Consider the following 20,662-nt stretch of genomic DNA (forward strand, 5'->3'; position numbering starts at 1 on the left):
GCCCGATGCCCGCGCGCTGGCTCCGCGTGCTGCTGGTGCTGCTGGTCGCGCTGTTCGCGTTCCTGCAGTACCGGCTGTGGCTGGGCGAGGGCGGGCGCCGCTCGGTGGCCGCGCTGCGCGAGCAGGTCGAGCAGCAGGAACGCGAGAACGGCGGCCTGCAGCAGCGCAACGACGCGCTGGCCGCGGAGGTCGAGGACCTGAAATCCGGCGAGGCGGCGGTCGAGGAGCGCGCGCGCAGCGAGCTCGGCATGATCCGGCCCGGTGAGACGTTCTACCGCGTGGTCGAGCCGCAGGGCGCGCCGGGCGCGGAGTCGCCGCCCGCAGCCGGTGCGCAGCCGCCTGCGCCGGCCGATGCCGAGGAACGCAACGAATGAGTGGCATCGCCGTCGGGACGTCCGTGCGGTGATCTGGGCGATCGTCCCGGCCGCCGGTCGCGGCGCGCGCTTCGGTGGCGACGTGCCCAAGCAGTACCTGCAGATTGCCGGCGAGCCGCTCATCGCGCACGCGCTCGACGCGCTGCTGGCCGAGCCGCGGGTCGAAGGCGCGGTGGTCGCGCTGGCCGCCGACGACGCGCGCTGGCCGGGCTGGACGTCGCGCGCCGGCAAGCCGCTGCGGCGCTGCGACGGCGGCGGCGAACGCGCGGACTCGGTGCTGGCGGCGCTGCACGCGCTGCCCGCGGCCGTCGGCGACGACGATCTGGTGCTGGTGCACGACGCGGCGCGTCCGAACCTGCGCGTCGACGACGTGTCGCGCCTGATCGACGCCGCGCTCGGCCATGCCGACGGCGCGATCCTCGCTGCACCGGTGCGCGACACGCTCAAGCGTGCCGGCCGCGACGGCGCCATCGCCGCGACCGAGCCGCGCGAGGCGCTGTGGCGCGCGCTGACCCCGCAGGCGTTCCGCCGCGGTCCGCTGACCCGAGCGCTGCAGGCCGCGCGCGACGCCGGCGCCGTCGTCACCGACGAGGCGATGGCGATGGAGCGCGCGGGCGCGCGCCCGCGGCTGGTCGAGGGGCGCGAGGACAACCTGAAGGTGACCACGCCGGCGGACCTGGCGCTGGCCGAGTACCTGCTCGCGCGTCGCTAGGGCGGCGCGCGGCCCCTACAATCGCGGCCCCGCGTCGCGCAGGATCACCCCATGAACATCCGCATCGGCCAGGGCTACGACGTCCATGCGTTCGGCGACGGCGACCACGTCGTGCTCGGCGGCGTGCGCGTCCCGCACGACCGCGGCGTGCTGGCGCATTCCGACGGCGACGTGGTCATCCACGCGCTGTGCGACGCGATGCTCGGCGCGCTGGCGCTGGGCGACATCGGCACCCACTTCCCGCCGAGCGACCCGCAGTGGAAGGACGCCGACAGCCGGGCGTTCCTGCGCCACTGCGATGGTCTGCTGCGCGCGCGCGGCTGGCGCGTCGGCAACGCCGACGTCACGGTGGTGTGCGAGCGGCCCAAGGTCGGGCCGCACGCCGCGGCGATGCGCGCGGTGCTGGCCGAGGACCTCGGCGTCGGACTCGACGCGGTCAGCGTCAAGGCGACGACGACCGAGCGGCTCGGTTTCACCGGCCGCGGCGAGGGCATCGCCGCGATAGCCGTGTGCCTGCTGGTCGACGCGTGAGCGACGCGACGCCAGACGCGCTGCCGACGGCCCATGGCGCGCCGGCGCTGGCGGCGACGATCCGCGCGACGGCGGAGGACTTCCGCGTCGAGGAGCTTCCCGGTTTCGAGCCCAGCGGCAGCGGCGAGCACCTGCTGCTGACGATCGAGAAGCGCGGCATGAACACCGCGTTCGTGGCGAAGCGGCTGGCCCAGTGGGCAGGCATTCCCGAGCTCGGCATCGGCTACGCCGGCCTGAAGGACAGGCACGCCGTGACGTGCCAGCGGTTCAGCGTGCACCTGCCGAAGAAGGTCGCACCGGAGCTGGCCGCGATCGACTACGACGGCGGGCAGGGCGAGCGGCTGCGCGTGCTGGAGCACAGCTGGCACAGCCGCAAGCTGCCGCGCGGCGCGCTGGCGGGCAACCGCTTCGTGCTGGTGCTGCGCGACGTCGTCGGCGATCGCGACGGGATCGAACGGCGGCTGCGCGATATCGCCGCGGCAGGCGTGCCGAACTACTTCGGCGAACAGCGCTTCGGTCGCGCCGGCGACAACGTCGCCCAAGCGCTGGCGATGTTCGCCGGACGCCGCGTCCGCCGCGAGGAGCGCAGCGCGCTGCTGTCGGCCGCGCGTTCGGCGCTGTTCAACCGGGTGCTGGCCGAGCGCGTGCGGCGCGGCTGCTGGAGCACGCCGCTCGACGGCGAGGTCTGGGCGCTGGCCGGCAGCCGCAGCGTGTTCGGACCGCAGCCGTTCGACGACGCGCTCGCGCAGCGACTGGCCGGGTTCGACATCCATCCCAGCGGTCCGCTGTGGGGCCGCGGCGAACTGCGCACGACCGGCGCGGCCGCGCAGCTCGAGTGCGACGTGCTGGGCGACGCGGAGGCGCTGGCGCTTCGCGCCGGGCTGGAGCGGGCCGGCCTCGAGCAGGAGCGCCGCGCGCTGCGACTGCGTCCGGAACAGCTGGCGTGGCGATGGGTCGACGACGCTGCGCTGGAGGTGTCGTTCGAGCTGCCGCCGGGCACCTATGCGACCACCGTGCTGGCCGAACTGGGCGACGTTCGAGCCGGTCGGCCGCTGACGGCCACGTAGCCCGCGCAACCGCTCGTCGGAAACTCGCCGGGTGCACTGGTCCGCCGGAAGCGCCGGCGTATAAGCCGGAAGTGCGCCCGGCACGTGGCCGGGGCGGGGCCCACGCCCCACACGCTGCATCGGGAGACGCCGTCATGAGTGCATCGCTTCGCGTTGCCGTTCTGTCGCTGTCGATCCTCGGCCTGGCTGCCTGCGCGAGCACGGGCGGCACGGCCTCCGCGCCACCGCCGCCGGAGCGCGCCCCGTCCGTGATGGACAAGGACCAGGCCTACATCGCCGCGGTCGAGCGCATCGCACGCATCCGCGGCATCCAGGTCCAATGGGTGAACATGCCGCGCCTGCCGCGCAGCGAGACCGACCCGCAGGACGACAACTAGCAGGACGACAACGGGTCGATTCGCGCCGGTCCGTACCGGCGCGCGCAGCGCCGTCGCTCAGCGCGGGCGGCGCGGCGACACCAGCACCAGCACCGCGCCGGTGCCGCCTTGGGCGGCCGGCGCGGAGTGGTAGGCCAGCACGTCCGCGCGCTGGCGCAGCATCCGGTCGACCAGGTTCTTCAGCACCGGCAGCCCGCTGCTGTCGATCTCCGGGCTACGACGTCCCTTGCCGTGGATGACCCGCACGCATCCGGCGCCGTGGTCGCGCGCGTCGTTCAGGAACGCCCTGAGCAGCGCTTCGGCGGTGCGCGCGTCGCTGCCGTGCAGGTCGAGTTCCTCCTGCACCGCGATCTCGCCGCGCTTGAGCCGCTGCAGCACCTTCGGCGGCACGCTGTCGCGCCGGTACGACAGCGCATCGCCCGCCGCCAGCAGCGATGCATCGAGGCCGGCGCGGAACTCGTCGCGTGCCAGCGCCTCGTCGCGCTCGGCCATTCGCGCGCGCGGTCGTGGCTTCGGCGCGGGCGGCGGCGCTTCGACGGCGCGCACCGGGCGCACCGGGCCGACGGCGCTGCGGAACAGATCGGCATCTTCGTCGTCGGGCGCGCCCATGCCCGCAGCGTAGCGCGGCGGCGCTGCGCTGGCGACGACGCGCTCCCGGCGAAGCGGTCGCCGCGCACCCATCGGCTATCATGGGGTCACGCGCCGCCGTCTTCGTGCCGCGCGCGTTTGACCGGGCGCCAACGGCCGCGTTCCGCGCCGATCCCACCGAACGACTGCAGCAAGGGAGTCCATGCGAGTTCTCGTGAGCAACGACGACGGCGTCGACGCGCCGGGCATCCGGGTCCTCGCCGACGGCCTGCGCGCCGCGGGCCACGAGGTGATCACCGTGGCCCCCGACCGCGACCGCTCCGGCGCGAGCAACTCGCTGACCCTCGACATGCCGGTGCGGGTGCTCCGCCAGGACGACACCACGTGGCGCGTGTTCGGCACGCCGACCGACTGCGTGCACGTCGCGCTGACCGGCATGCTCGAGCACGAGCCGGACATCGTCGTTTCCGGCATCAACAACACCGCCAACCTCGGCGACGACGTGATCTATTCCGGCACCGTCGCCGCCGCGATGGAGGGGCGCTTCCTCGGCCTGCCGGCGCTGGCGATGTCGCTGGCCACCGCCGACCACGTCGGCCGGCATTACGAGACCGCCGCGCGCGCCGCGGTCGAGATCACCGCGCGGCTGGCGACCGATCCGCTGCCGGCCGACACCATCCTCAACGTCAACGTCCCCGACCTCCCGTGGGACGAGGTGCGCGGTTTCGAAGTGACGCGCCTGGGCAACCGCCACCGCGCCGAGCCGTGCATCCCGCAGGAGGATCCGCGCGGGCGCCAGTGGTTCTGGATCGGGCCGGCCGGTCCGGAGCAGGACGCCGGCCCCGGCACCGACTTCAACGCGGTGCGCCGCGGCTTCATCTCGATCACCCCGATCCACGTCGACCTGACGCGCTACCAGGCGCTCGAGCAGGTCGCCAGCTGGGTCGGCGGCCTCGCCGAGTCGATGCGCCGCGACGCGGGTGCGCAGGCATGACGGTGCGCATGCGGCTGCAGCCGGAGGCGATCGGGTCGGGCATGACCAGCCAGCGCGTGCGCGACCGGCTGGTCGAGCGCCTGCGCGAGAAGGGCATCGTCGACGAGCGCGTGCTCAACGCGATCCGCACCGTGCCGCGCCACCTGTTCGTCGACGAGGCGCTGGCCACGCGCGCCTACGAGGACACGGCGCTGCCGATCGGGCAGGGGCAGACCATCTCGCAGCCGTGGGTCGTCGCCAAGATGACCGAGACGCTGCTCGAAACCGCGCCGTCGAAGGTGCTGGAGATCGGCACCGGCTCCGGCTACCAGGCCGCGGTGCTCGCGGCGCTGGGGCTGGAGGTCCACACCGTCGAACGCATCGGCGAACTGCTGCGCACCGCGCGCAAGCGCTTCCGCACGCTCGGCCTCAACGTGCGCAGCAAGCACGACGACGGCCGCATCGGCTGGCCCGAGAACGGCCCGTTCGACGCGATCATCGTCACCGCGGCGGCGCCGGCGCTGGTCGATGCGCTCACCGCGCAGCTCGCGCCGGGCGGCACGCTGGTCGCGCCGGTCGGCGGCTCGGGCGGGCAGTCGCTGATGCGCCTGCGCAAGGACGCCGACGGCGTCGTCACCCAGCATGACCTGGCCCCCGTGGTATTCGTGCCGCTGCTTTCGGGAATGGTCGACTGAGCATGGGCAACACGCAGGTACCGGGCGCGTCCGCGGCCCACGGGTCCGGTTCTCTGGGCGAGCAGCTGCAGCAGATCATCGACGACTTGCCCGAGGACCGCTTGAATCTCGGCGAGCTGCTGGCGGTGTTCGGCGACGAGGGCCTGCTGCTGCTGACGATCCTGCTGACGCTGGTGTTCCTGATCCCGGTGTCGATTCCCGGCGTCAGCACGGTGTTCGGCGCGGCGATCCTGCTGGTCGGCATCAGCCGCGTCAGCGGCCGCCCGCTGTGGCTGCCGGCGCGCATCCGCGATCGCGCGCTGCCGGCCGACAAGCTGCGCCCCGGGCTGACCGGCGGTCTGGTCTGGGTGCGCAGGCTCGAAAGGATCAGCCGGCCGCACCGGCTGCGCGGCGTCGTCGACGGCCGCGCGCAGAACCTGTTCAACAACCTGGCGTTCATCCTCGCCGCGCTGTTGCTGATGGCGCCGTTCGGCTTTGTGCCGTTCAGCAACACGCTGCCGGCGCTGGCGCTGCTGTTCTACGCGATCGGACTGATGCAGCGCGACGGCGGGGCGATCCTGCTCGGTCACCTGGCGAACATCGGCACCATCGTCTACTTCGGCGTGCTGATCGGCGGGGGCGGCGTCGCGCTTCGCGAGCTGATCCAGCGCATCTCCACTTGAAGGCGACCGGCTGCGCACGCCGCCGCGCCACCGCTGACACGGACGACACTTCCAGCCGCATGACCGACACGATCCGCTTCCCTGCCGCCCTTGCCACCGCCGTGCGCACGCTGCTGCTCTGCATCGCCGTAGTCGGCGCGCTCGCCGCCTGCGGCCGGAGCACGGTGGTGCGCGAGACCGGCAGTCCGGCGGCGCGCGCGTCGGTGCCCAAGCCCGGTGCGACGACGGTCGTGCAGCGCGGCGACACGCTGTACGGCATTGCGTTCCGCAACGGCATCGACGTGCGCGACCTGGCCTCGTGGAACGGCATCGGCGCGCCGTACACGATCTACCCGGGCCAGCGCCTGCGCCTGTACCCGCGCAGCGGCGGCTACACCGCCGCGTCGCGCCCACCCCCGCGTCCGTCTGCGGGCGCGGCAACCGTCGCGCGCGCGCCGTCGACGCGTCAGGTCGCGCCTCCGCGTGCGGGCGCGAGCCCCAGCGCGCCGCCCTCGCGCGCGACGCCGCCCGCGCCGGTAGCAGCGCGCCCGCCGGTCGACAACGGCCTGCGCTGGCGCTGGCCGGCCGATGGCGAACTGCTGCGCGGCTTCGTCGCGGGCGAGCCGACCCGGCAGGGCATCGACATCGCCGGCGCCGGCGGCGCCCCGGTGCGCGCGGCCGCCGACGGCGTGGTCGTGTACTCGGGCGCGGGCCTGGTCGGCTACGGCGAGCTGATCATCATCAAGCACGACGACGCCTGGCTGTCGGCGTACGGCCACAACCGCAAGCGCCTGGTCAACGAAGGCCAGCTGGTCAAGGCCGGCGAGCAGATCGCCGAGATGGGCCGCAGCGGGGCCGCGCGCGACATGCTGCACTTCGAAGTCCGCTACAACGGCAAGCCGGTCGATCCGCTGGTGTACCTGCCGCCGCGATGACCGCGCCGCACGCTGGCGACGTGCGATGCCGCCGTCGCTTCCGGGCGCGCTCGCTGGTGATGGTCGCGCGTGGCGTGTTGGCGGTGGCCTTGCTGTTCCTGGCCGGATGCGCGGCGACCGCGTGGACGAACGGGCCGGCGCCCGCGCCGTCGGTCGACGTCGTGACGCTGAATCTGTGGCACGACCGCGCCGACTGGCCGCGACGGCGCGCGACGATCGTGGCCGAGCTCGCACGCCTGAGGCCCGACTTGATCGTGCTGCAGGAAGTGCTGCAGGACACGGCGCTGCCGAACCAGGCCGCGTCGCTCGCCGACGCGCTCGGCTACACGGCGCATTTCGCCTCGGTCGACCCGCCCTCGCGCGCGCGGCGCTACGGCAACGCGATCCTGACCCGCCGGCCGGTGCTGGCGCGCGGTGAACACCCGCTGCAGCCGAGCGGGGACTACCGCATCGCGGCGTGGCTGCGGATCGAGGTCGACGGCCGCCCGCTCGACGTCTACGCGGTGCACCTCAACTTCACCGACGCCAGCGGCGCAACCCGCGCACGGCAGGTCGCCGACCTGGTCGGGTTCATGCGGCGCACCGCCGGCCCCGGCCCGTCGGTGGTGGCCGGCGACTTCAACACGACCGCCGGCAGCGCGGAGCTGGCGGCGCTGCGCGAAACCCACACCGACAGCTACGCCGCGGTGCGCGGCCACGTCGACGACGCGGATGCCTCGCACGTCACCCTGGTGCCGGGCCTGCATGACCGGCCGCAGCGGATCGACCACGTGTTCGCGCAGGCGGGCGCGCTGGTGCCCGAACGCGCCAATCGCATCCTCGACCGCGCGGGCGCTGACGGCACCTGGCCGTCGGATCATTTCGGGGTGTGGGTGCGGCTGCGGTTCGTCGAGACCGCCCAGGGGCGCTGAGCGCGTCCCTCAGCCCGTCGGCGGCTGCAGCACGAACGCGGCGACCACGCGGCGCGACTCGCCGGCCAGCACGTTGAACGTGCGCGCTGCGGCGGCATTGGTCATCACCTCCAGCCCGATGCCGCGCCCGAGGCAGGCGGCCATGACGACCGCCGGAGGGAACACCTGCCGCGCGCCACTGCCGAGCACGATCACTTCCGGCTCCAGCGCGAGCAGCGGCGCGAGGTCGTCCGGAGTCATCGCGGCGACGTCGGCCACCGGCCAAACCTCGACGATCCGGTCCGGCGCGACGGCGAAGCTGGATTCGAACGCGCGGTCGTTGACGACGGCGGCGTGGCCGTCGGCGCCGCGCAGGTAGTACGCGTGGTCGGGGCGTTCGAGATTGAGCTGCATGGCGGGGCGGCTCGCCGGGGCCCGGGTCAGCCGCGCGGCAGCACGATGTGCCGCTTGTCCTTGCTCGGCCGGTACAGCACGGCGGTGTGGCCGATCCGCTGCACCAGCGCCGCGTCGGTCCGCCCGGCGATCTGCTCGATCAGCGCGTCGCGGGCGTCGCGGTCCTCGGCGGCGACCTTCACCTTGATCAGCTCGTGGTGCTCGAGCGCAAGGTCCACTTCGCCGACCAGCGCGTCGGTCACGCCCTTGCCACCCACCTGCAGCATCGCCTTGAGGTCGTGCGCCTGGCCCCGCAGGAATCGGGTCTGGGCGGCGGTCAGGACGGTCGGCATCGGGTCACGCGAAGGGCTGGGGGTGGTGCGCAGGGTATCATGGCCCCCCGTTTTCTCCCCCCGGCGGGCCGGGCCCCGCAGCCGATGGCGACCCGCAGCAAGAGCAGCCAGCGCTGGCTGAAGGAACACTTTTCCGACCCCTTCGTGAAGAAGGCCCAGGCCGAGGGCCTGCGCTCGCGCGCGGCCTACAAGCTGGAGGAACTGGTCGAGCGCGACCGGCTGCTGAAGCCGGGCATGGTCGTGGTCGACCTGGGCGCCGCGCCCGGCGGCTGGTCGCAGTGGGTGCGGCAGGCGCTGGACACCCTCGACCGGGTGAACCCGGGCCGGGTGATCGCGCTGGACATCCTCGAAATGCCGTCGCTGGCCGGGGTCGAGTTCCTTCATGGCGATTTCAGGGAGGATGCGGTCCTATCCCAGCTGGTCGCCACGCTGGGCGGCAAGCCGGTGGACCTTGTGCTCTCGGACATGGCCCCCAATAAGAGCGGTGTGGACGCGGTCGACATGCCGCGCGCGATGTACCTGTCGGAGCTGGCGATGGATTTCGCCGACCAGCACCTGCGGCCCGGCGGCACGTTCCTGATCAAGCTGTTCCAGGGCGTGGGGTTCGACGACTACGTCAAGGAGCTGCGCCGCCGTTACGACAAGGTGGCGATCCGCAAGCCCGAGGCCTCGCGCAAGCGGTCCCCGGAGGTGTACGCGCTGGCACAGGGCAAGCGGGTGCAGATCAAGTAGGGTGGTCCGGCCGTCGTTCTGGCGGCGGATCGCAGGATTCGAACGGCCCGTTCCAACGGCGGGCCGCACTGAACGGGATGCGGCGCACGTGCGGCGCATCTGGGCGGCCCAGGGCCGCGTAAATGCAGGCGACTGCGGGATACAGAGAGCCGGATGAACGACTTGGCCAAGAACTTGCTGCTGTGGGTGATCGTCGCCGTCGTGCTGATGGTGGTGTTCCAGGCGTTCGGCCCGCGCACGCCGGGCAGCGAAGCGCTCGCGTACGACCAGTTCGTGCAGCAGGTGCAGCAGGACCGGATCAAGTCGGTGCGCATCGCCGAGGACCGCACGACGATCACCGGCGAGCGCAAGGACGGCGGCCAGTTCACCACCTACAACCCGGGCGACAAGGACCTGGTCAACGACCTGATCCGGCACAAGGTCGCGATCGACCAGGCGCCGCCGCCGAGCGGCCCCTCGTTCTGGTCGATCGTCATCAACTTCCTGCCGATCGTGCTGATCGTCGCGTTCTGGCTGTTCGTCATGCGGCAGATGCAGCAGGGCGGCGGCAAGGGCGCGATGAGCTTCGGCAAGTCGCGCGCCAAGATGCAGGGCGAGGACCAGGTCAAGGTCACCTTCGCCGACGTCGCCGGCTGCGACGAGGCCAAGGAAGAGGTCGGCGAACTCGTCGAGTTCCTGCGCGATCCGTCCAAGTTCCAGAAGCTCGGCGGCAAGATCCCGCGCGGCGTGCTGATGGTCGGCCCGCCGGGCACCGGCAAGACGCTGCTGGCGCGCGCGATCGCCGGCGAGGCGAAGGTCCCGTTCTTCTCGATCTCGGGTTCGGACTTCGTCGAGATGTTCGTCGGCGTCGGCGCCAGCCGCGTGCGAGACATGTTCGACCAGGCCAAGAAGCATGCGCCGTGCATCATCTTCATCGACGAGATCGATGCGGTCGGCCGCCATCGCGGCGCCGGCCTCGGCGGCGGCCACGACGAGCGCGAGCAGACCCTGAACCAGCTGCTGGTCGAGATGGACGGCTTCGAGGGCGGCGAGGGCGTGATCGTGATCGCCGCGACCAACCGTCCCGACGTGCTCGATCCGGCTCTGCTGCGCCCGGGTCGCTTCGACCGCCAGGTCGTCGTCGGGCTGCCGGACGTCAAGGGCCGCGAGCAGATCCTGCGCGTGCACATGCGCAAGCTGCCGCTGGCCGACGACGTGGTGCCGATGACGATCGCGCGCGGCACGCCGGGCTTCAGCGGTGCCGACCTGGCCAACCTGTGCAACGAGGCCGCGCTGTTCGCCGCGCGCGAGAACGCGAAGGAAGTCCGCATGGACCACTTCGACCGCGCGCGCGACAAGATCCTGATGGGCGCCGAGCGCCGTTCGATGGCGATGAGCGAGGAAGAGAAGAAGCTCACCGCCTACCATGAGGCCGGCCACGCGATCGTCGGCCGGATGGTCCCGGAGCACGACCCGGTCTACAAGGTCACGATCATTCCGCGCGGCCGCGCGCTCGGCGTGACCATGTACCTGCCCGAGGGCGACAAATACAGCTACAACAAGGTCGCGATCGAGTCGCAGCTGTGCTCGCTGTACGGCGGCCGCGTCGCCGAGGAGCTGATCTTCGGCGCCGACAAGGTCACCACCGGCGCGTCGAACGACATCGAGCGCGCGACCAAGATGGCGCGCAACATGGTCACCAAGTGGGGCCTGTCCGACGAGATGGGGCCGATCGCCTACGGCGAAGAGGACGACGAGGTGTTCCTCGGCCGCTCGGTCACGCAGCACAAGAGCGTGTCGAACGAGACCGCGCGTCGCATCGACGAGGTCGTTCGCGGCATCCTCGACAAGGCCTACGGCCGCACGACGAAGATCCTGCACGACAACCTCGACAAGCTGCACATCATGGCCGACGCGCTGCTGCAGTACGAAACGATCGACGCGCGCCAGATCGACGACATCATGAATGGCCGCACCCCGGGGCCGCCTGCGGACTGGAGCAAGACCACGCGCCCGGGTCCGGACGACAAGGACCGGCCCGACGCGATCGGCGGCGCTGCGACGCAGGTCTGAGCGCCACCGCAATGCGACGAGGGAAGGACGGCTCCGGCCGTCCTTTTTCTTGCCCGCCGGCTGCACCGCGCGGTCGATCTCGCCACGCATCAGGCGCGCGATAAGGCCGGGCGCCATCGCTGGCCGCATCGAACGGCTCCGGCTACGCTGCAGCGGCATCCGCCCGGAGTTCCGCCATGTTCGACACCAGCCCGACCCTCGACTGCAACGGCCGCCGGCTGGTGCTCGATCGCACGCGGGTCATGGGCATCATCAACGTCACGCCCGATTCGTTCTCCGACGGCGGGGACCACGCCGACGTCGACGCCGCGGTCGCCCACGGCCTGCAGCTGGTGGCCGAAGGTGCGGACCTGCTCGACATCGGCGGCGAATCGACGCGGCCCGGAGCCGGGGACGTCGCGCTGGACGAGGAGCTGCGACGCGTCGTGCCGGTGATCGAGCGGTTGGCGCGCGAAACGTCCGTGCCGATCAGCGTCGACACCTCCAAGCCCGAGGTCATGCGCGCCGCGGTCGCGGCCGGCGCGGGGATGATCAACGACGTCTACGCGCTGCGCCGCGATGGCGCGCTCGAAGCAGCCGCCGCGCTCGGCGTATCGGTGGTGCTGATGCACATGCAGGGCGAGCCGCGATCGATGCAGGCCGCGCCGCAGTACGACGACGTGGTGGCCGAGGTGCACCGGTTCCTCGCCGAGCGGGTGTTCGCGGCGGAGATGGCCGGCATCGCCAAGCGCAACCTCGTCGTCGATCCCGGATTCGGCTTCGGCAAGGCCCGCGACCACAACCTGGCGCTGCTGGCGCAGCTCGAGCACTTCGGCAGCCTCGGCGTGCCGCTGCTCGCAGGCCTGTCGCGCAAGCGCACGATCGGCGAGCTGACCGGGCGCGAGGCTGCGCGTGATCGCGTGCACGGGTCGGTGGCGGCGCATCTGATCGCCGCGCAGCGCGGCGCGGCGATCGTGCGCGTGCACGACGTCGCTGCGACCGTGGACGCACTCAAGGTCTGGGCCGCGGTCGACGCCGTCGCGCTGCCGCGGCAGGCCGCCGCTGCGCCGTCCGTTCGCTGGCCCGACGACGACTGAAGCCGCGTCGGCACCGTCGCTGGGCAATTCCTCGCCAGTCGTCGCGCAGGCCCCACCACTGCAGGCGTGGAACCGCGTGTCCACGCGCTTGTCCCAATGCTTGTCCACAGGCGCTGGGAACAACCGCGCGCATGCGGCCGGCGAGGGACCGGAATCAACCACTTGCGTGCGCTGGCGAAAAATCCGCCACGCGCGCGCACGCCTTGTCCCGCCTTGCTTGGGCTGCGCTTCGCCATGACTTGTCCCGCGGGTTCTCCACAGGCGCTGGGGAAAACCTCCACGCCGCATCGTTGACGGCGCGGGCGGGGCGCCCGGCGGACGTGGTGAAGATTTCGCCACCGCTGCTGCGGGCCGCGCCCCGTCAGGCGCCGGGCACGTTCGTCCCGGACTTGTCAGACGGCTTGTCCACAGACGCTGGGGACAACCTCAGGTCAGGCGTCGGCACGGCGCCGCAGCGCGTGCGCGCGCGGGTCGATCCAGTGGAACCACAGCGGCGGAACCAGCGCCAGCACGAACATCGCCGCGTAGCCGCCGGGCAGCTGCGGCGCGTCGGCATGGTGGCGCAGGATCGCGTAGCCCCGCCGCGGGAACGCGTGGTGGTCGGAGTGGCGCTGCAGCTGGAACAGCAGCAGGTTGCTCAGCGCGTAGTCGGCGTTCCAGCTGTGCAGGTGGGTGGTGCGTTCGTAGCGGCCGTCGGCTTCGCGCCGGCGCTCCAGCCCGTAGTGCTCGACGTAGTTGATGATCTCCAGCGACGCGGCCGCGCCCACGCCCTGCAGCACGAAGAACGCCAGGCCGGCGACGCCCAGCCACAGTCCCATCGCCGCGGCGAACCCGGCCCACAGCAGCGACCAGCCGAGCAGTTCGTTGCGCCAGTGCCACCACGGCCGCCCGCGCTCGCGCAGCCGCTGGGCCTCCAGTCGCCACGCGCTCGACGTGTTGCGCAGCAGCGCGCGCGGCAGGAATGACCACACCGACTGGCCGAGCCGCGCGCTCGACGCGTCCTCCGGCGTGGCGACGTGGACGTGGTGGCCGCGCAGGTGCTCGACCTTGAAACCGTGGTAGCCGACGCTGGCCAGCAGCACGCCGCCGGCGGCCTGTTCGATCCGACCCGGCTTGTGGATCAGCTCATGCGCGGTGTTGATCGCGAGCACGCCGCTGACGACGCCCTGCGACAGCAGCCAGCCCGCCGCGCCCGCCGGACCCAGCGTCGCGTGCGCGAACCAATGGCCGGACCAGGCCAGCAGCGCCAGCTGCACCGGCACGCACGCCAGCGTCAGGCCGACGAACCACGGGTGCCGAGCGGTCCGCGCCTCGCGTTCGACCGCCACGTTGGCCGGGTCGTGGCCGAGCGCGTAGTCGGCCAGCGGCAGCAGCAGGAACAGGAAGAACAGCGGGAACCATGCCGCCACCTCGCGCGGCACGCCGGTGGCCGCCAGCCACGCGGCCGCCGGCATCAGGACCGGCACGACGAACACCAGCAGGAACGCGAGGGCTTTCGTCCGCGGCATGGCTCCCTCCGGTCCGCCCCGGGGCGGGGCACGCGCCGAGCATACGCCGGCGTCGAGCGCGCGCAGTGGCGCCGGTTATGCTGCGCGCTGCCCGAGCCGAGCCCCGCCGATGACCTGGTCCCCGCTGCACATCACCTTCGCGGTCTACATCCTGGCGGTCATCGCGATCGGCTTCATCGCGTGGCGCGCGACGCGCAGCTTCGACGACTACATCCTCGGCGGCCGCTCGCTCGGCAGCTTCGTGACCGCGATGTCGGCCGGCGCGTCGGACATGAGCGGCTGGCTGCTGATGGGCCTGCCCGGCGCGCTGTACCTGGGCGGCGTGTCGGAGGCGTGGATCGCGATCGGGCTGGTCATCGGCGCGTGGGCGAACTGGAAGTACGTCGCCGGACCGCTGCGCGTGTACACCGAGCGCACCGAGAACGCGCTGACGCTGCCGGACTACTTCACCCACCGCTTCGAAGACCGCCAGCGCGTGCTGCGGGTGCTGTCGGCGGTGGTGATCCTGGTGTTCTTCGCGGTGTACTGCGCCTCCGGCATCGTCGCCGGTGCGCGGCTGTTCGAGAGCGTGTTCAACGTGCCCTACGCACAGGCGCTGTGGCTGGGCGCGTTCGCGACGATCCTGTACACGCTGGTCGGCGGCTTCCTCGCGGTCAGCTGGACCGACACCATGCAGGCGACGCTGATGATCTTCGCGCTGATCCTGACGCCGGTCGCGGTGCTGATCAGCCTCGGCGGGGTGGCGCCGAGCCTGGCGATGGTCGAGCAGGTCGACCCGGCCAAGCTCGACTGGTTCAAGGGCGGCGCGCTCGGCGCGGTCGGCATCGTGTCGCTGCTGGCGTGGGGACTGGGCTACTTCGGCCAGCCGCACATCCTGGCGCGCTTCATGGCCGCCGACAGCCTCGGCACGATCCCGGCCGCGCGCCGCATCGGCATGACGTGGATGGTGCTGTGCCTGGCCGGCGCGATGGCGGTCGGATTCTTCGGCATCGCGTACTTCGCCGCGCATCCGGAGCAGGGCGGCATGGTCCGCGAGAACCACGAGCGCGTGTTCATCGCGCTGGCCGGCGTGCTGTTCAATCCGTGGATCGCCGGCGTGCTGCTGTCGGCGATCCTCGCAGCGATCATGAGCACGCTGTCGTGCCAGCTGCTGGTGTGCTCGAGCGCGCTGACCGAGGACCTGTACAAGGGCTTCCTGCGGCCGGCGGCGAGCCAGCGCGAGCTGGTGTGGTTCGGCCGGGCGATGGTCGGGCTCGTGGCGCTCGTGGCGATCTGGATCGCGCGCGACCCCGACAGCCGCGTGCTCGGACTGGTGTCGTACGCGTGGGCCGGCTTCGGCGCAGCGTTCGGCCCGGTCGTGCTGCTGTCGCTGTTCTGGGGGCGCATGACCCGCAACGGCGCGCTGGCCGGCGTGGTCGTCGGCGCGGTCACGGTGATCGCGTGGAAGCAGGTGGCGGTCGGGCAGATGGGCAGCGCGCTGTACGAGATCGTGCCGGGCTTCATCGCCGCCACGGTCGCGATCGTGGTCGTCAGCCTGCTCGGGCGCGCCCCGGGCGCCGCGATCGCGACGCGCCACGCGCAGGTGCGCGAGACCCTCGCCGAGCAGGGCTACTGACGCGGCGCCGCGAGCCGCGCGAACGCGACTGGAGCCGAGGTCGATGGGCCTGGACCTGCGCCCCGACGCGATAGCGCTGATGGGCCCGACCGCGTCGGGCAAGACGGCGCTTGCGCTGGAGTGGGCGCAGCGGCTCGGCGGCGAGATCGTCAGCGTCGACTCGGCGCTGGTGTACCGCGGGCTCGACATCGGCGCGGCCAAGCCGACCCGCGACGAACAGGCGCGCGTGCCGCACCACCTGCTGGACCTGCGCGCGCCGTGGCAGCCGTACTCGGCGGCGGAGTTCGCCGTCGACGCGCGCGCGGCGATGGCCGCCATCTCCGCGCGCGGCCGCATCCCGATCCTCGCCGGCGGCACCGGGCTGTACTTCCACGCGCTGCTGCACGGGCTGTCGGACATGCCCGAAGCCGACGCGGCGACGCGCGCGCGGCTGGAGGCGGAGGCAGCGGAGCGCGGCTGGGCGGCGCTGCATGCCGAGTTGGCGGGCGTCGACCCGATCGCCGCCGCGCGCATCCACGCCACCGACGCGCAGCGCATCCAGCGCGCGCTCGAGGTGTACCGGCTGTCGGGCCGAACGATCACCGACTGGCGGCGCGCGCCATCGTCGACGCCGCCGCTGGGTTTCCGCGTGCTGAAGCTGGTGTTGGCGCCGGCCGACCGCGCGCTACTGCACGAACGCATCGCGCGCCGGTTCGACCAGATGCTCGCCGGCGGCTTCCTCGACGAGGTCCGCGCGCTGCGCGCGATGCCGGAACTGCAGGCGCACCCGCGGCCGCTCGACCTGCCCGCGCTGCGGGCGGTCGGCTACCGCCAAGCCTGGGAGCACCTCGACGGTGCGTACGGCCTCGATGCGCTGCGCGAGCGCGGCATCCACGCCACGCGCCAGCTGGCGAAGCGCCAGCTGACGTGGCTGCGTGGGCAGCTCGACGCGCGCTGGTTCGATCCGCTGGCCGGGCGCGATCGCCTGGAGCAGGCGCTGGCGCTATTCCTCGGCGCGCGCTGAAACGCGGCGCGCGTGCAATCCCGGGCGGGCGTCGCAGTCCCGCGCTGGCGCCGGATCGCGCCAAGCCCGATTGCGCTACCATCGGGCCGTTGCCGCTGCGGGGACAGCGCGGCGACGCGGCCATCGGGCCGGCCTAATAACTAGAACCAGCTGGGGAATATTGCGATGTCCAAGGGGCAATCTTTGCAGGACCCGTTCCTGAACGCGCTGCGTCGCGAACGCGTTCCGGTGTCGGTCTACCTCGTCAACGGCATCAAGCTGCAGGGCACGATCGAGTCGTTCGACCAGTTCGTCGTGCTGCTGCGCAATACCGTCAGCCAGATGGTCTACAAGCACGCGATATCCACCGTCGTCCCGGCGCGCAACGTGCGCGTCGGACCCGGCGGCGGGTACGTGCAGCCGGGCGACGGCAGCAGCGAGCCGGACGCCGACGACGCCGAGTAGGCGTTTGCCGACGGCGACCGGACCTGCGCTCGGGCGCGGTGCAACGCGGGCCCGGCGCGCGCCGCCGGGCCCGGTCCATCGCCACCGTTCGTCCGGGCCGTCTTGAAGCGGGGCGGCGGCGCCCCCATTGCTGCGGAACCCCGGTGGCGGGGACCGGAGCAGAATCCCCCGAATGTTCGAACGTTCCCGCAAGGGTGAAAACGCGCTGTTGATCCAGACCCACGCCGGCGGCCCGCCGGACGACGGAGTGCTGGAGGAATTCATCGACCTGGCCCGCTCGGCCGGCGCCACCGTGGCGACGGTGCTGACCGCGCGCATCGACAAGCCCAACGCCGCGATGCTGATCGGCAGCGGCAAGCTGGAGGAGGTCAAGGCCGCGGCCGACGCGACCGGCGCCGACCTGGTGCTCGTCAACCATCCGCTCAGCCCCGGCCAGGAGCGCAACCTCGAGAAGGCGCTGCAGCGCCGCGTGGTCGACCGCACCGGCCTGATCCTCGACATCTTCAGCCAGCGCGCGCACAGCGCCGAGGGCAAGCTGCAGGTCGAACTCGCCCAGCTCAAGCACATGGCCACGCGGCTGGTGCGCGGCTGGACCCACCTGGAGCGCCAGCGCGGCGGTTCGATCGGCCTGCGCGGCCCGGGTGAGACCCAGCTCGAGACCGACCGCCGGCTGCTGCAGAAGCGCGTCGAGCAGCTGCAGAAGCGGCTCGACAAGGTCGAGGTCCAGCGCACGCAGATGCGCCGCGCGCGCGTGCGCAGCGCGCTGCCGCGCGTCGCGCTGGTCGGCTACACGAACGCCGGCAAGTCCACGCTGTTCAACGCGCTGACCGGCGCCGAGGCCTACGCCGACGATCGCCTGTTCGCCACGCTCGACCCGACCGTGCGCCGGATCGAGCTGTCCGGCGGCAGCGCGGTGCTGGCCGACACGGTCGGCTTCGTGCGCGACCTGCCGCACGAACTGGTTGCGGCGTTCCGCTCGACCCTGTCGGAGGCGCGCGAGGCCGACCTGCTGCTGCACGTCGTCGACGCCGCCGACCCGCTGCGCGACGAGCGCATCGCCCAAGTCGACGCGGTGCTGGCCGAGGTCGGCGCCGGCGACCTGCCGCAGCTGCTGGTGTTCAACAAGATCGACAAGCTCGCGCGCGCCGGAATGCCGGACGCGTCGCCGACCGATGGCGCGGTGCCGGCGGACGAAGCCGTCGCGGCGGGTGACGACCCGTCCCTGCCGCCGGTATCGCCGCGCCACGACCGCCCGGCCGATGGCCGCCAGCGCGTGTGGCTGTCGGCGCGCGAGCGCGACGGGCTTGACCTGCTGCGCGCCGCGCTCGGCGAGGCGCTCGAGCTGCGCCACCTGCGCGGCGACCTGCGCATTCCGCCGGAGGCCGCGCGCCTGCGGGCGCGGCTGCACGAGCTGGGCGCGGTCGAGTCGGAAACCGGCGACGAAGCGGGCTGGAACGTCACGGTCGACCTGGCCGTCGCCGATGCCCAGCGCCTGTTCGTGCAGCCGCACGGCGAATGGCTGCGGCCGCTGCTGGAGACCCTGCCGGTCGACGACGCCGATGCCGCATGGCGGGTGCCGGCCTGATCCGGCGCGCCGGTTCGCACGTACCTGCTGCACTCCCGGCGTTTGCTTGAGGCGCTAGGGGCCCCCACCTAGAATCGAACCTTCGTGCCAACCGGCGCGCGCGGCACCCACGGACGGGGCGCGACACCTCTGAGGAGCAGGCATGGCCTGGAACACCCCTGGCAGTGACAATTCCGGCGGCAGCAACCGCCCGCCGCGGTCGCGACGACCGGGCAACCGCGGGCTGGACCAGCTGCTGGACCCGCTGCGCGGCCTGTTCGGCGGCGCCGGCGGCGGCGACGGGATCTGGCGCTGGGTCGCGATCGTGCTCGGCCTGTGGGTGCTGTTCAACTCGTTCGTGCTGATCACCGAACAGCAGCGCGGCGTGGTGCTGCGCTTCGGCCAGTTCGCCCGCGTGCTGCAGCCGGGCCCGCACCTGAAGGCGCCGTGGCCGATCGAGCGGGTCACCAAGGTCAACGCGACCGAGATCAAGACGTTCAGCGAGACGGTGCCGGTGCTGACCAGCGACGAGAACATCGTCAACGTCGCGATCAACGTCCAGTACAAGATCGGCGACCCGCAGCAGTATCTGTTCGGCACCCGCAACGGCGATGAGGTCCTCAAGCAGGCCACGCTGAGCACCGTGCGCGAGCAGGTCGGCCGCGCCACGCTCGACACCGTGCTCGGCGCGCGCGCGCAGCTGGGTGCGGCCTCCGAGCGGCAACTGCAGCGCTCGCTCGACACCTACCGCACCGGGCTGCTGGTCACCGAACTCAACCTCCCCGACGCGCGGCCGCCGCAGGAGGTCAAGCCGGCGTTCGACGACGTCAACAGCGCGCAGCAGGACAAGGAGCGCCTGATCAGCGAATCGCGCGCGTACGCCGCCAAGATCGTGCCCGAGGCCCGCGGTGAGGCGGCGCGCACCCGCACCGTCGCCGAGGGCTACAAGGCGTCGGCGATCGCGCGCGCCACCGGTGATGCGCAGCGCTTCTCGCTGCTGGTCGACGAGTACAAGGCCGCGCCGGAAGTCACCCGCAAGCGGCTGTGGCTCGACACCGTGCAGCAGGTGCTCGCCGACAACCGCACCATCGTCGGCGGCGATTCGCGCCAGCTGATCTACGTGCCGATGGACGGGCAGGGCGGCAACCGCGCCGCCGGCCCGGCCCCGGCTCTGACGCCGGAGCTGCTCGGCCCGGTCACCTCCACCCCGCAGGCGCAGGACACCCGTCCGGCGCGCGACGCGCGCCCGAACGGCCGCGAGGAGTCCACCCGATGAGAGTTTCTATCGTCGTCGCCGGCATCGTCGCCACGCTGCTCGCGCTGCTGGGCTCGGTGTTCGTCGTGGCCGAGGGCCACACCGCCATCGTGCTGAACCTGGGCCGCGTGTCGCGCTCGGAAATCGGCCCGGGCCTGCACTTCAAATGGCCGCTGGTCGAAACCGCGCGCGTCTTCGACCGCCGCCTGCAGGTGCTGCCGGCCGAGCCGGAGCGCTACCTGACCTCGGAGCGCAAGGACGTCAGCGTCGACTTCTTCGCGATCGGCCAGATCGAGGACACGCGCGCGTTCTACCGCGCCACCGGCGGCAACGAGGAGACCGCGGTCGAGCGGCTGGCCCCGATCATCCGCGACGCGCTGCGCAACGAGATCAACTCGCGCACGCTGCAGCAGGTGGTATCCGGCGACCGCACCCGGATCGTCGCCGCGCAGCTGGACGTGATCAACAAGGGCGCGTCGACGCTGGGCATCCAGATCGTCGACCTGCGCCTGAAGCAGATCGACCTGCCGACCGACAGCAAGGTCATCGAGGACGTCTACAACCGCATGCGTGCGCAGCGGCAGCAGGTGGCGAGCAAGCTGCGCGCCGAGGGCGAGGAGGCGGCCAACCAGATCCGCGCCGAGGCCGACCGCGAGCGCTCGGTGGCGCTGGCCGAGGCCGAGCGCGACGCGCAGACCCTGCGCGGCGAGGGCGACGCCCAGGCCACCCGCCTGTACGCGCAGGCGGCCAACAAGGACCCGGGCTTCTACGCGTTCCAGCGCAGCCTCGAGGCCTACCGCAAGTCGTTCTCCAGCGGCGACAGCGTGATCGTGCTCGACCGCGACGACCCGTTCCTGCAGTACCTGCGCTCCGACCGGTAATCG

The 20,662-nt window shown here is 72.4% G+C and carries 23 protein-coding genes; 19 read left to right on the forward strand and 4 right to left on the reverse strand.

The genetic code is table 11. The features are described from left to right. Nucleotides 1-5 precede the first annotated feature (5 nt). The 5 genes from ftsB (at nucleotide 6) to D3A60_RS05075 (ending at nucleotide 3,061) form a co-directional block, all read left to right on the forward strand. Complete coding sequence (ftsB, locus tag D3A60_RS05055) at nucleotides 6-374, forward strand: cell division protein FtsB (RefSeq protein WP_119717658.1); 369 nt, start codon at nucleotides 6-8, stop codon at nucleotides 372-374. Further along, nucleotides 352-1,086: a 2-C-methyl-D-erythritol 4-phosphate cytidylyltransferase gene (ispD, locus tag D3A60_RS05060; RefSeq protein ID WP_119718980.1), complete on the forward strand. Its 735-nt coding sequence runs from the start codon at nucleotides 352-354 to the stop codon at nucleotides 1,084-1,086. Before ftsB ends, ispD begins: the two co-directional genes overlap by 23 nt. Before the next feature lie 51 nt (nucleotides 1,087-1,137). Further along, entirely contained in the window at nucleotides 1,138-1,617 is a 480-nt protein-coding gene (gene ispF, locus D3A60_RS05065) for a 2-C-methyl-D-erythritol 2,4-cyclodiphosphate synthase (RefSeq protein WP_119717659.1), read from the forward strand. Further along, nucleotides 1,614-2,684, forward strand: a complete 1,071-nt coding sequence (gene truD, locus D3A60_RS05070; RefSeq protein WP_119717660.1) for a tRNA pseudouridine(13) synthase TruD — start codon at nucleotides 1,614-1,616, stop codon at nucleotides 2,682-2,684. Before ispF ends, truD begins: the two co-directional genes overlap by 4 nt. 134 nt (nucleotides 2,685-2,818) lie before the next feature. Continuing rightward, a complete protein-coding gene (locus tag D3A60_RS05075; protein WP_119717661.1) occupies nucleotides 2,819-3,061 on the forward strand; it encodes a hypothetical protein in 243 nt (80 codons plus the stop codon). A 57-nt stretch (nucleotides 3,062-3,118) separates the two neighbouring features. Here the strand turns inward: D3A60_RS05075 and D3A60_RS05080 are convergent, their stop codons facing one another. After that, nucleotides 3,119-3,670, reverse strand: a complete 552-nt coding sequence (locus tag D3A60_RS05080) for a Smr/MutS family protein (RefSeq protein WP_119717662.1) — start codon at nucleotides 3,668-3,670, stop codon at nucleotides 3,119-3,121. Between the two features lie 181 nt (nucleotides 3,671-3,851). Here D3A60_RS05080 and surE point away from each other — a divergent pair, with 181 nt between their 5' ends. Genes surE through D3A60_RS05105 form a run of 5 tightly spaced genes read left to right on the forward strand, consistent with a single transcriptional unit; the run spans nucleotide 3,852 to nucleotide 7,804 of the window. Next, nucleotides 3,852-4,643, forward strand: a complete 792-nt coding sequence (gene surE / locus D3A60_RS05085; RefSeq protein WP_119717663.1) for a 5'/3'-nucleotidase SurE — start codon at nucleotides 3,852-3,854, stop codon at nucleotides 4,641-4,643. Beyond that, on the forward strand, nucleotides 4,640-5,317 hold the full coding sequence (locus D3A60_RS05090) for a protein-L-isoaspartate(D-aspartate) O-methyltransferase (RefSeq protein WP_119717664.1): 678 nt from the start codon (nucleotides 4,640-4,642) through the stop codon (nucleotides 5,315-5,317). The genes surE and D3A60_RS05090 overlap by 4 nt, the downstream gene beginning before the upstream one ends. 2 nt (nucleotides 5,318-5,319) lie before the next feature. Continuing rightward, a complete protein-coding gene (locus tag D3A60_RS05095; RefSeq protein WP_119717665.1) occupies nucleotides 5,320-5,979 on the forward strand; it encodes an exopolysaccharide biosynthesis protein in 660 nt (219 codons plus the stop codon). A gap of 59 nt (nucleotides 5,980-6,038) precedes the next feature. After that, nucleotides 6,039-6,893, forward strand: a complete 855-nt coding sequence (locus D3A60_RS05100; RefSeq protein WP_119717666.1) for a peptidoglycan DD-metalloendopeptidase family protein — start codon at nucleotides 6,039-6,041, stop codon at nucleotides 6,891-6,893. Beyond that, the gene (locus D3A60_RS05105) at nucleotides 6,890-7,804 is read left to right on the forward strand and encodes an endonuclease/exonuclease/phosphatase family protein (protein WP_231120419.1); all 915 of its coding nucleotides are present in this window, start codon (nucleotides 6,890-6,892) and stop codon (nucleotides 7,802-7,804) included. Before D3A60_RS05100 ends, D3A60_RS05105 begins: the two co-directional genes overlap by 4 nt. 9 nt (nucleotides 7,805-7,813) lie before the next feature. Here the strand turns inward: D3A60_RS05105 and D3A60_RS05110 are convergent, their stop codons facing one another. Together D3A60_RS05110 and yhbY are read right to left on the reverse strand one after the other, a co-directional pair. Beyond that, complete coding sequence (locus tag D3A60_RS05110; protein ID WP_119717667.1) at nucleotides 7,814-8,197, reverse strand: Mth938-like domain-containing protein; 384 nt, start codon at nucleotides 8,195-8,197, stop codon at nucleotides 7,814-7,816. A 26-nt stretch (nucleotides 8,198-8,223) separates the two neighbouring features. Continuing rightward, nucleotides 8,224-8,529 carry a ribosome assembly RNA-binding protein YhbY gene (gene yhbY / locus D3A60_RS05115; RefSeq protein ID WP_119717668.1) on the reverse strand — a complete coding sequence of 102 codons (306 nt, stop codon included), beginning with the start codon at nucleotides 8,527-8,529 and terminating at the stop codon, nucleotides 8,224-8,226. 84 nt (nucleotides 8,530-8,613) lie between these two features. On the opposite strand from yhbY, the gene rlmE reads away from it, so the two are divergent. The 3 genes from rlmE (at nucleotide 8,614) to folP (ending at nucleotide 12,389) form a co-directional block, all read left to right on the forward strand. Next, nucleotides 8,614-9,261 carry a 23S rRNA (uridine(2552)-2'-O)-methyltransferase RlmE gene (gene rlmE, locus D3A60_RS05120; protein WP_119717669.1) on the forward strand — a complete coding sequence of 216 codons (648 nt, stop codon included), beginning with the start codon at nucleotides 8,614-8,616 and terminating at the stop codon, nucleotides 9,259-9,261. A 153-nt stretch (nucleotides 9,262-9,414) separates the two neighbouring features. Beyond that, the gene (gene ftsH, locus D3A60_RS05125; RefSeq protein WP_119717670.1) at nucleotides 9,415-11,313 is read left to right on the forward strand and encodes an ATP-dependent zinc metalloprotease FtsH; all 1,899 of its coding nucleotides are present in this window, start codon (nucleotides 9,415-9,417) and stop codon (nucleotides 11,311-11,313) included. 176 nt (nucleotides 11,314-11,489) lie between these two features. Next, nucleotides 11,490-12,389, forward strand: coding sequence for a dihydropteroate synthase (folP, locus tag D3A60_RS05130; RefSeq protein WP_119717671.1), 900 nt, complete (start codon nucleotides 11,490-11,492; stop codon nucleotides 12,387-12,389). Nucleotides 12,390-12,820: 431 nt separating this feature from the next. Here the strand turns inward: folP and D3A60_RS05135 are convergent, their stop codons facing one another. Beyond that, the gene (locus D3A60_RS05135; protein WP_119717672.1) at nucleotides 12,821-13,897 is read right to left on the reverse strand and encodes an alkane 1-monooxygenase; all 1,077 of its coding nucleotides are present in this window, start codon (nucleotides 13,895-13,897) and stop codon (nucleotides 12,821-12,823) included. Between the two features lie 109 nt (nucleotides 13,898-14,006). Here D3A60_RS05135 and putP point away from each other — a divergent pair, with 109 nt between their 5' ends. From putP to hflC, 6 genes are all read left to right on the forward strand, one after another. Continuing rightward, on the forward strand, nucleotides 14,007-15,512 hold the full coding sequence (gene putP, locus D3A60_RS05140; RefSeq protein WP_119717673.1) for a sodium/proline symporter PutP: 1,506 nt from the start codon (nucleotides 14,007-14,009) through the stop codon (nucleotides 15,510-15,512). Nucleotides 15,513-15,555: 43 nt separating this feature from the next. After that, nucleotides 15,556-16,515, forward strand: coding sequence for a tRNA (adenosine(37)-N6)-dimethylallyltransferase MiaA (gene miaA, locus D3A60_RS05145; RefSeq protein WP_119717674.1), 960 nt, complete (start codon nucleotides 15,556-15,558; stop codon nucleotides 16,513-16,515). A gap of 165 nt (nucleotides 16,516-16,680) precedes the next feature. Next, a complete protein-coding gene (gene hfq / locus D3A60_RS05150; RefSeq protein WP_119717675.1) occupies nucleotides 16,681-16,959 on the forward strand; it encodes an RNA chaperone Hfq in 279 nt (92 codons plus the stop codon). Between the two features lie 172 nt (nucleotides 16,960-17,131). Further along, complete coding sequence (gene hflX / locus D3A60_RS05155) at nucleotides 17,132-18,544, forward strand: GTPase HflX (protein WP_119717676.1); 1,413 nt, start codon at nucleotides 17,132-17,134, stop codon at nucleotides 18,542-18,544. Nucleotides 18,545-18,686: 142 nt separating this feature from the next. Continuing rightward, nucleotides 18,687-19,799, forward strand: a complete 1,113-nt coding sequence (gene hflK, locus D3A60_RS05160) for an FtsH protease activity modulator HflK (protein WP_119717677.1) — start codon at nucleotides 18,687-18,689, stop codon at nucleotides 19,797-19,799. After that, nucleotides 19,796-20,659 (forward strand): protease modulator HflC, encoded by an 864-nt coding sequence (gene hflC / locus D3A60_RS05165; protein WP_119717678.1) that lies wholly within the window; start codon nucleotides 19,796-19,798, stop codon nucleotides 20,657-20,659. Before hflK ends, hflC begins: the two co-directional genes overlap by 4 nt. Nucleotides 20,660-20,662: the final 3 nt, after the last annotated feature.

Source organism: Cognatilysobacter tabacisoli (assembly GCF_003586305.1).
GTDB lineage: Bacteria > Pseudomonadota > Gammaproteobacteria > Xanthomonadales > Xanthomonadaceae > Cognatilysobacter_A > Cognatilysobacter_A tabacisoli.

Excerpts from the sequence above, each read along its gene's own strand:
- ftsB (WP_119717658.1), top strand. The coding sequence starts at position 6 with ATGCCCGCGCGCTGGCTCCGCGTGCTGCTGGTGCTGCTGGTCGCGCTG.
- ispD (WP_119718980.1), top strand. The coding sequence starts at position 352 with ATGCCGAGGAACGCAACGAATGAGTGGCATCGCCGTCGGGACGTCCGT.
- ispF (WP_119717659.1), top strand. The coding sequence starts at position 1,138 with ATGAACATCCGCATCGGCCAGGGCTACGACGTCCATGCGTTCGGCGAC.
- D3A60_RS05075 (WP_119717661.1), top strand. The coding sequence starts at position 2,819 with ATGAGTGCATCGCTTCGCGTTGCCGTTCTGTCGCTGTCGATCCTCGGC.
- D3A60_RS05080 (WP_119717662.1), bottom strand. The coding sequence starts at position 3,670 with ATGGGCGCGCCCGACGACGAAGATGCCGATCTGTTCCGCAGCGCCGTC.
- surE (WP_119717663.1), top strand. The coding sequence starts at position 3,852 with ATGCGAGTTCTCGTGAGCAACGACGACGGCGTCGACGCGCCGGGCATC.
- D3A60_RS05090 (WP_119717664.1), top strand. The coding sequence starts at position 4,640 with ATGACGGTGCGCATGCGGCTGCAGCCGGAGGCGATCGGGTCGGGCATG.
- D3A60_RS05095 (WP_119717665.1), top strand. The coding sequence starts at position 5,320 with ATGGGCAACACGCAGGTACCGGGCGCGTCCGCGGCCCACGGGTCCGGT.
- D3A60_RS05100 (WP_119717666.1), top strand. The coding sequence starts at position 6,039 with ATGACCGACACGATCCGCTTCCCTGCCGCCCTTGCCACCGCCGTGCGC.
- D3A60_RS05105 (WP_231120419.1), top strand. The coding sequence starts at position 6,890 with ATGACCGCGCCGCACGCTGGCGACGTGCGATGCCGCCGTCGCTTCCGG.
- D3A60_RS05110 (WP_119717667.1), bottom strand. The coding sequence starts at position 8,197 with ATGCAGCTCAATCTCGAACGCCCCGACCACGCGTACTACCTGCGCGGC.
- yhbY (WP_119717668.1), bottom strand. The coding sequence starts at position 8,529 with ATGCCGACCGTCCTGACCGCCGCCCAGACCCGATTCCTGCGGGGCCAG.
- rlmE (WP_119717669.1), top strand. The coding sequence starts at position 8,614 with ATGGCGACCCGCAGCAAGAGCAGCCAGCGCTGGCTGAAGGAACACTTT.
- ftsH (WP_119717670.1), top strand. The coding sequence starts at position 9,415 with ATGAACGACTTGGCCAAGAACTTGCTGCTGTGGGTGATCGTCGCCGTC.
- folP (WP_119717671.1), top strand. The coding sequence starts at position 11,490 with ATGTTCGACACCAGCCCGACCCTCGACTGCAACGGCCGCCGGCTGGTG.
- D3A60_RS05135 (WP_119717672.1), bottom strand. The coding sequence starts at position 13,897 with ATGCCGCGGACGAAAGCCCTCGCGTTCCTGCTGGTGTTCGTCGTGCCG.
- putP (WP_119717673.1), top strand. The coding sequence starts at position 14,007 with ATGACCTGGTCCCCGCTGCACATCACCTTCGCGGTCTACATCCTGGCG.
- miaA (WP_119717674.1), top strand. The coding sequence starts at position 15,556 with ATGGGCCTGGACCTGCGCCCCGACGCGATAGCGCTGATGGGCCCGACC.
- hfq (WP_119717675.1), top strand. The coding sequence starts at position 16,681 with ATGTCCAAGGGGCAATCTTTGCAGGACCCGTTCCTGAACGCGCTGCGT.
- hflX (WP_119717676.1), top strand. The coding sequence starts at position 17,132 with ATGTTCGAACGTTCCCGCAAGGGTGAAAACGCGCTGTTGATCCAGACC.
- hflK (WP_119717677.1), top strand. The coding sequence starts at position 18,687 with ATGGCCTGGAACACCCCTGGCAGTGACAATTCCGGCGGCAGCAACCGC.
- hflC (WP_119717678.1), top strand. The coding sequence starts at position 19,796 with ATGAGAGTTTCTATCGTCGTCGCCGGCATCGTCGCCACGCTGCTCGCG.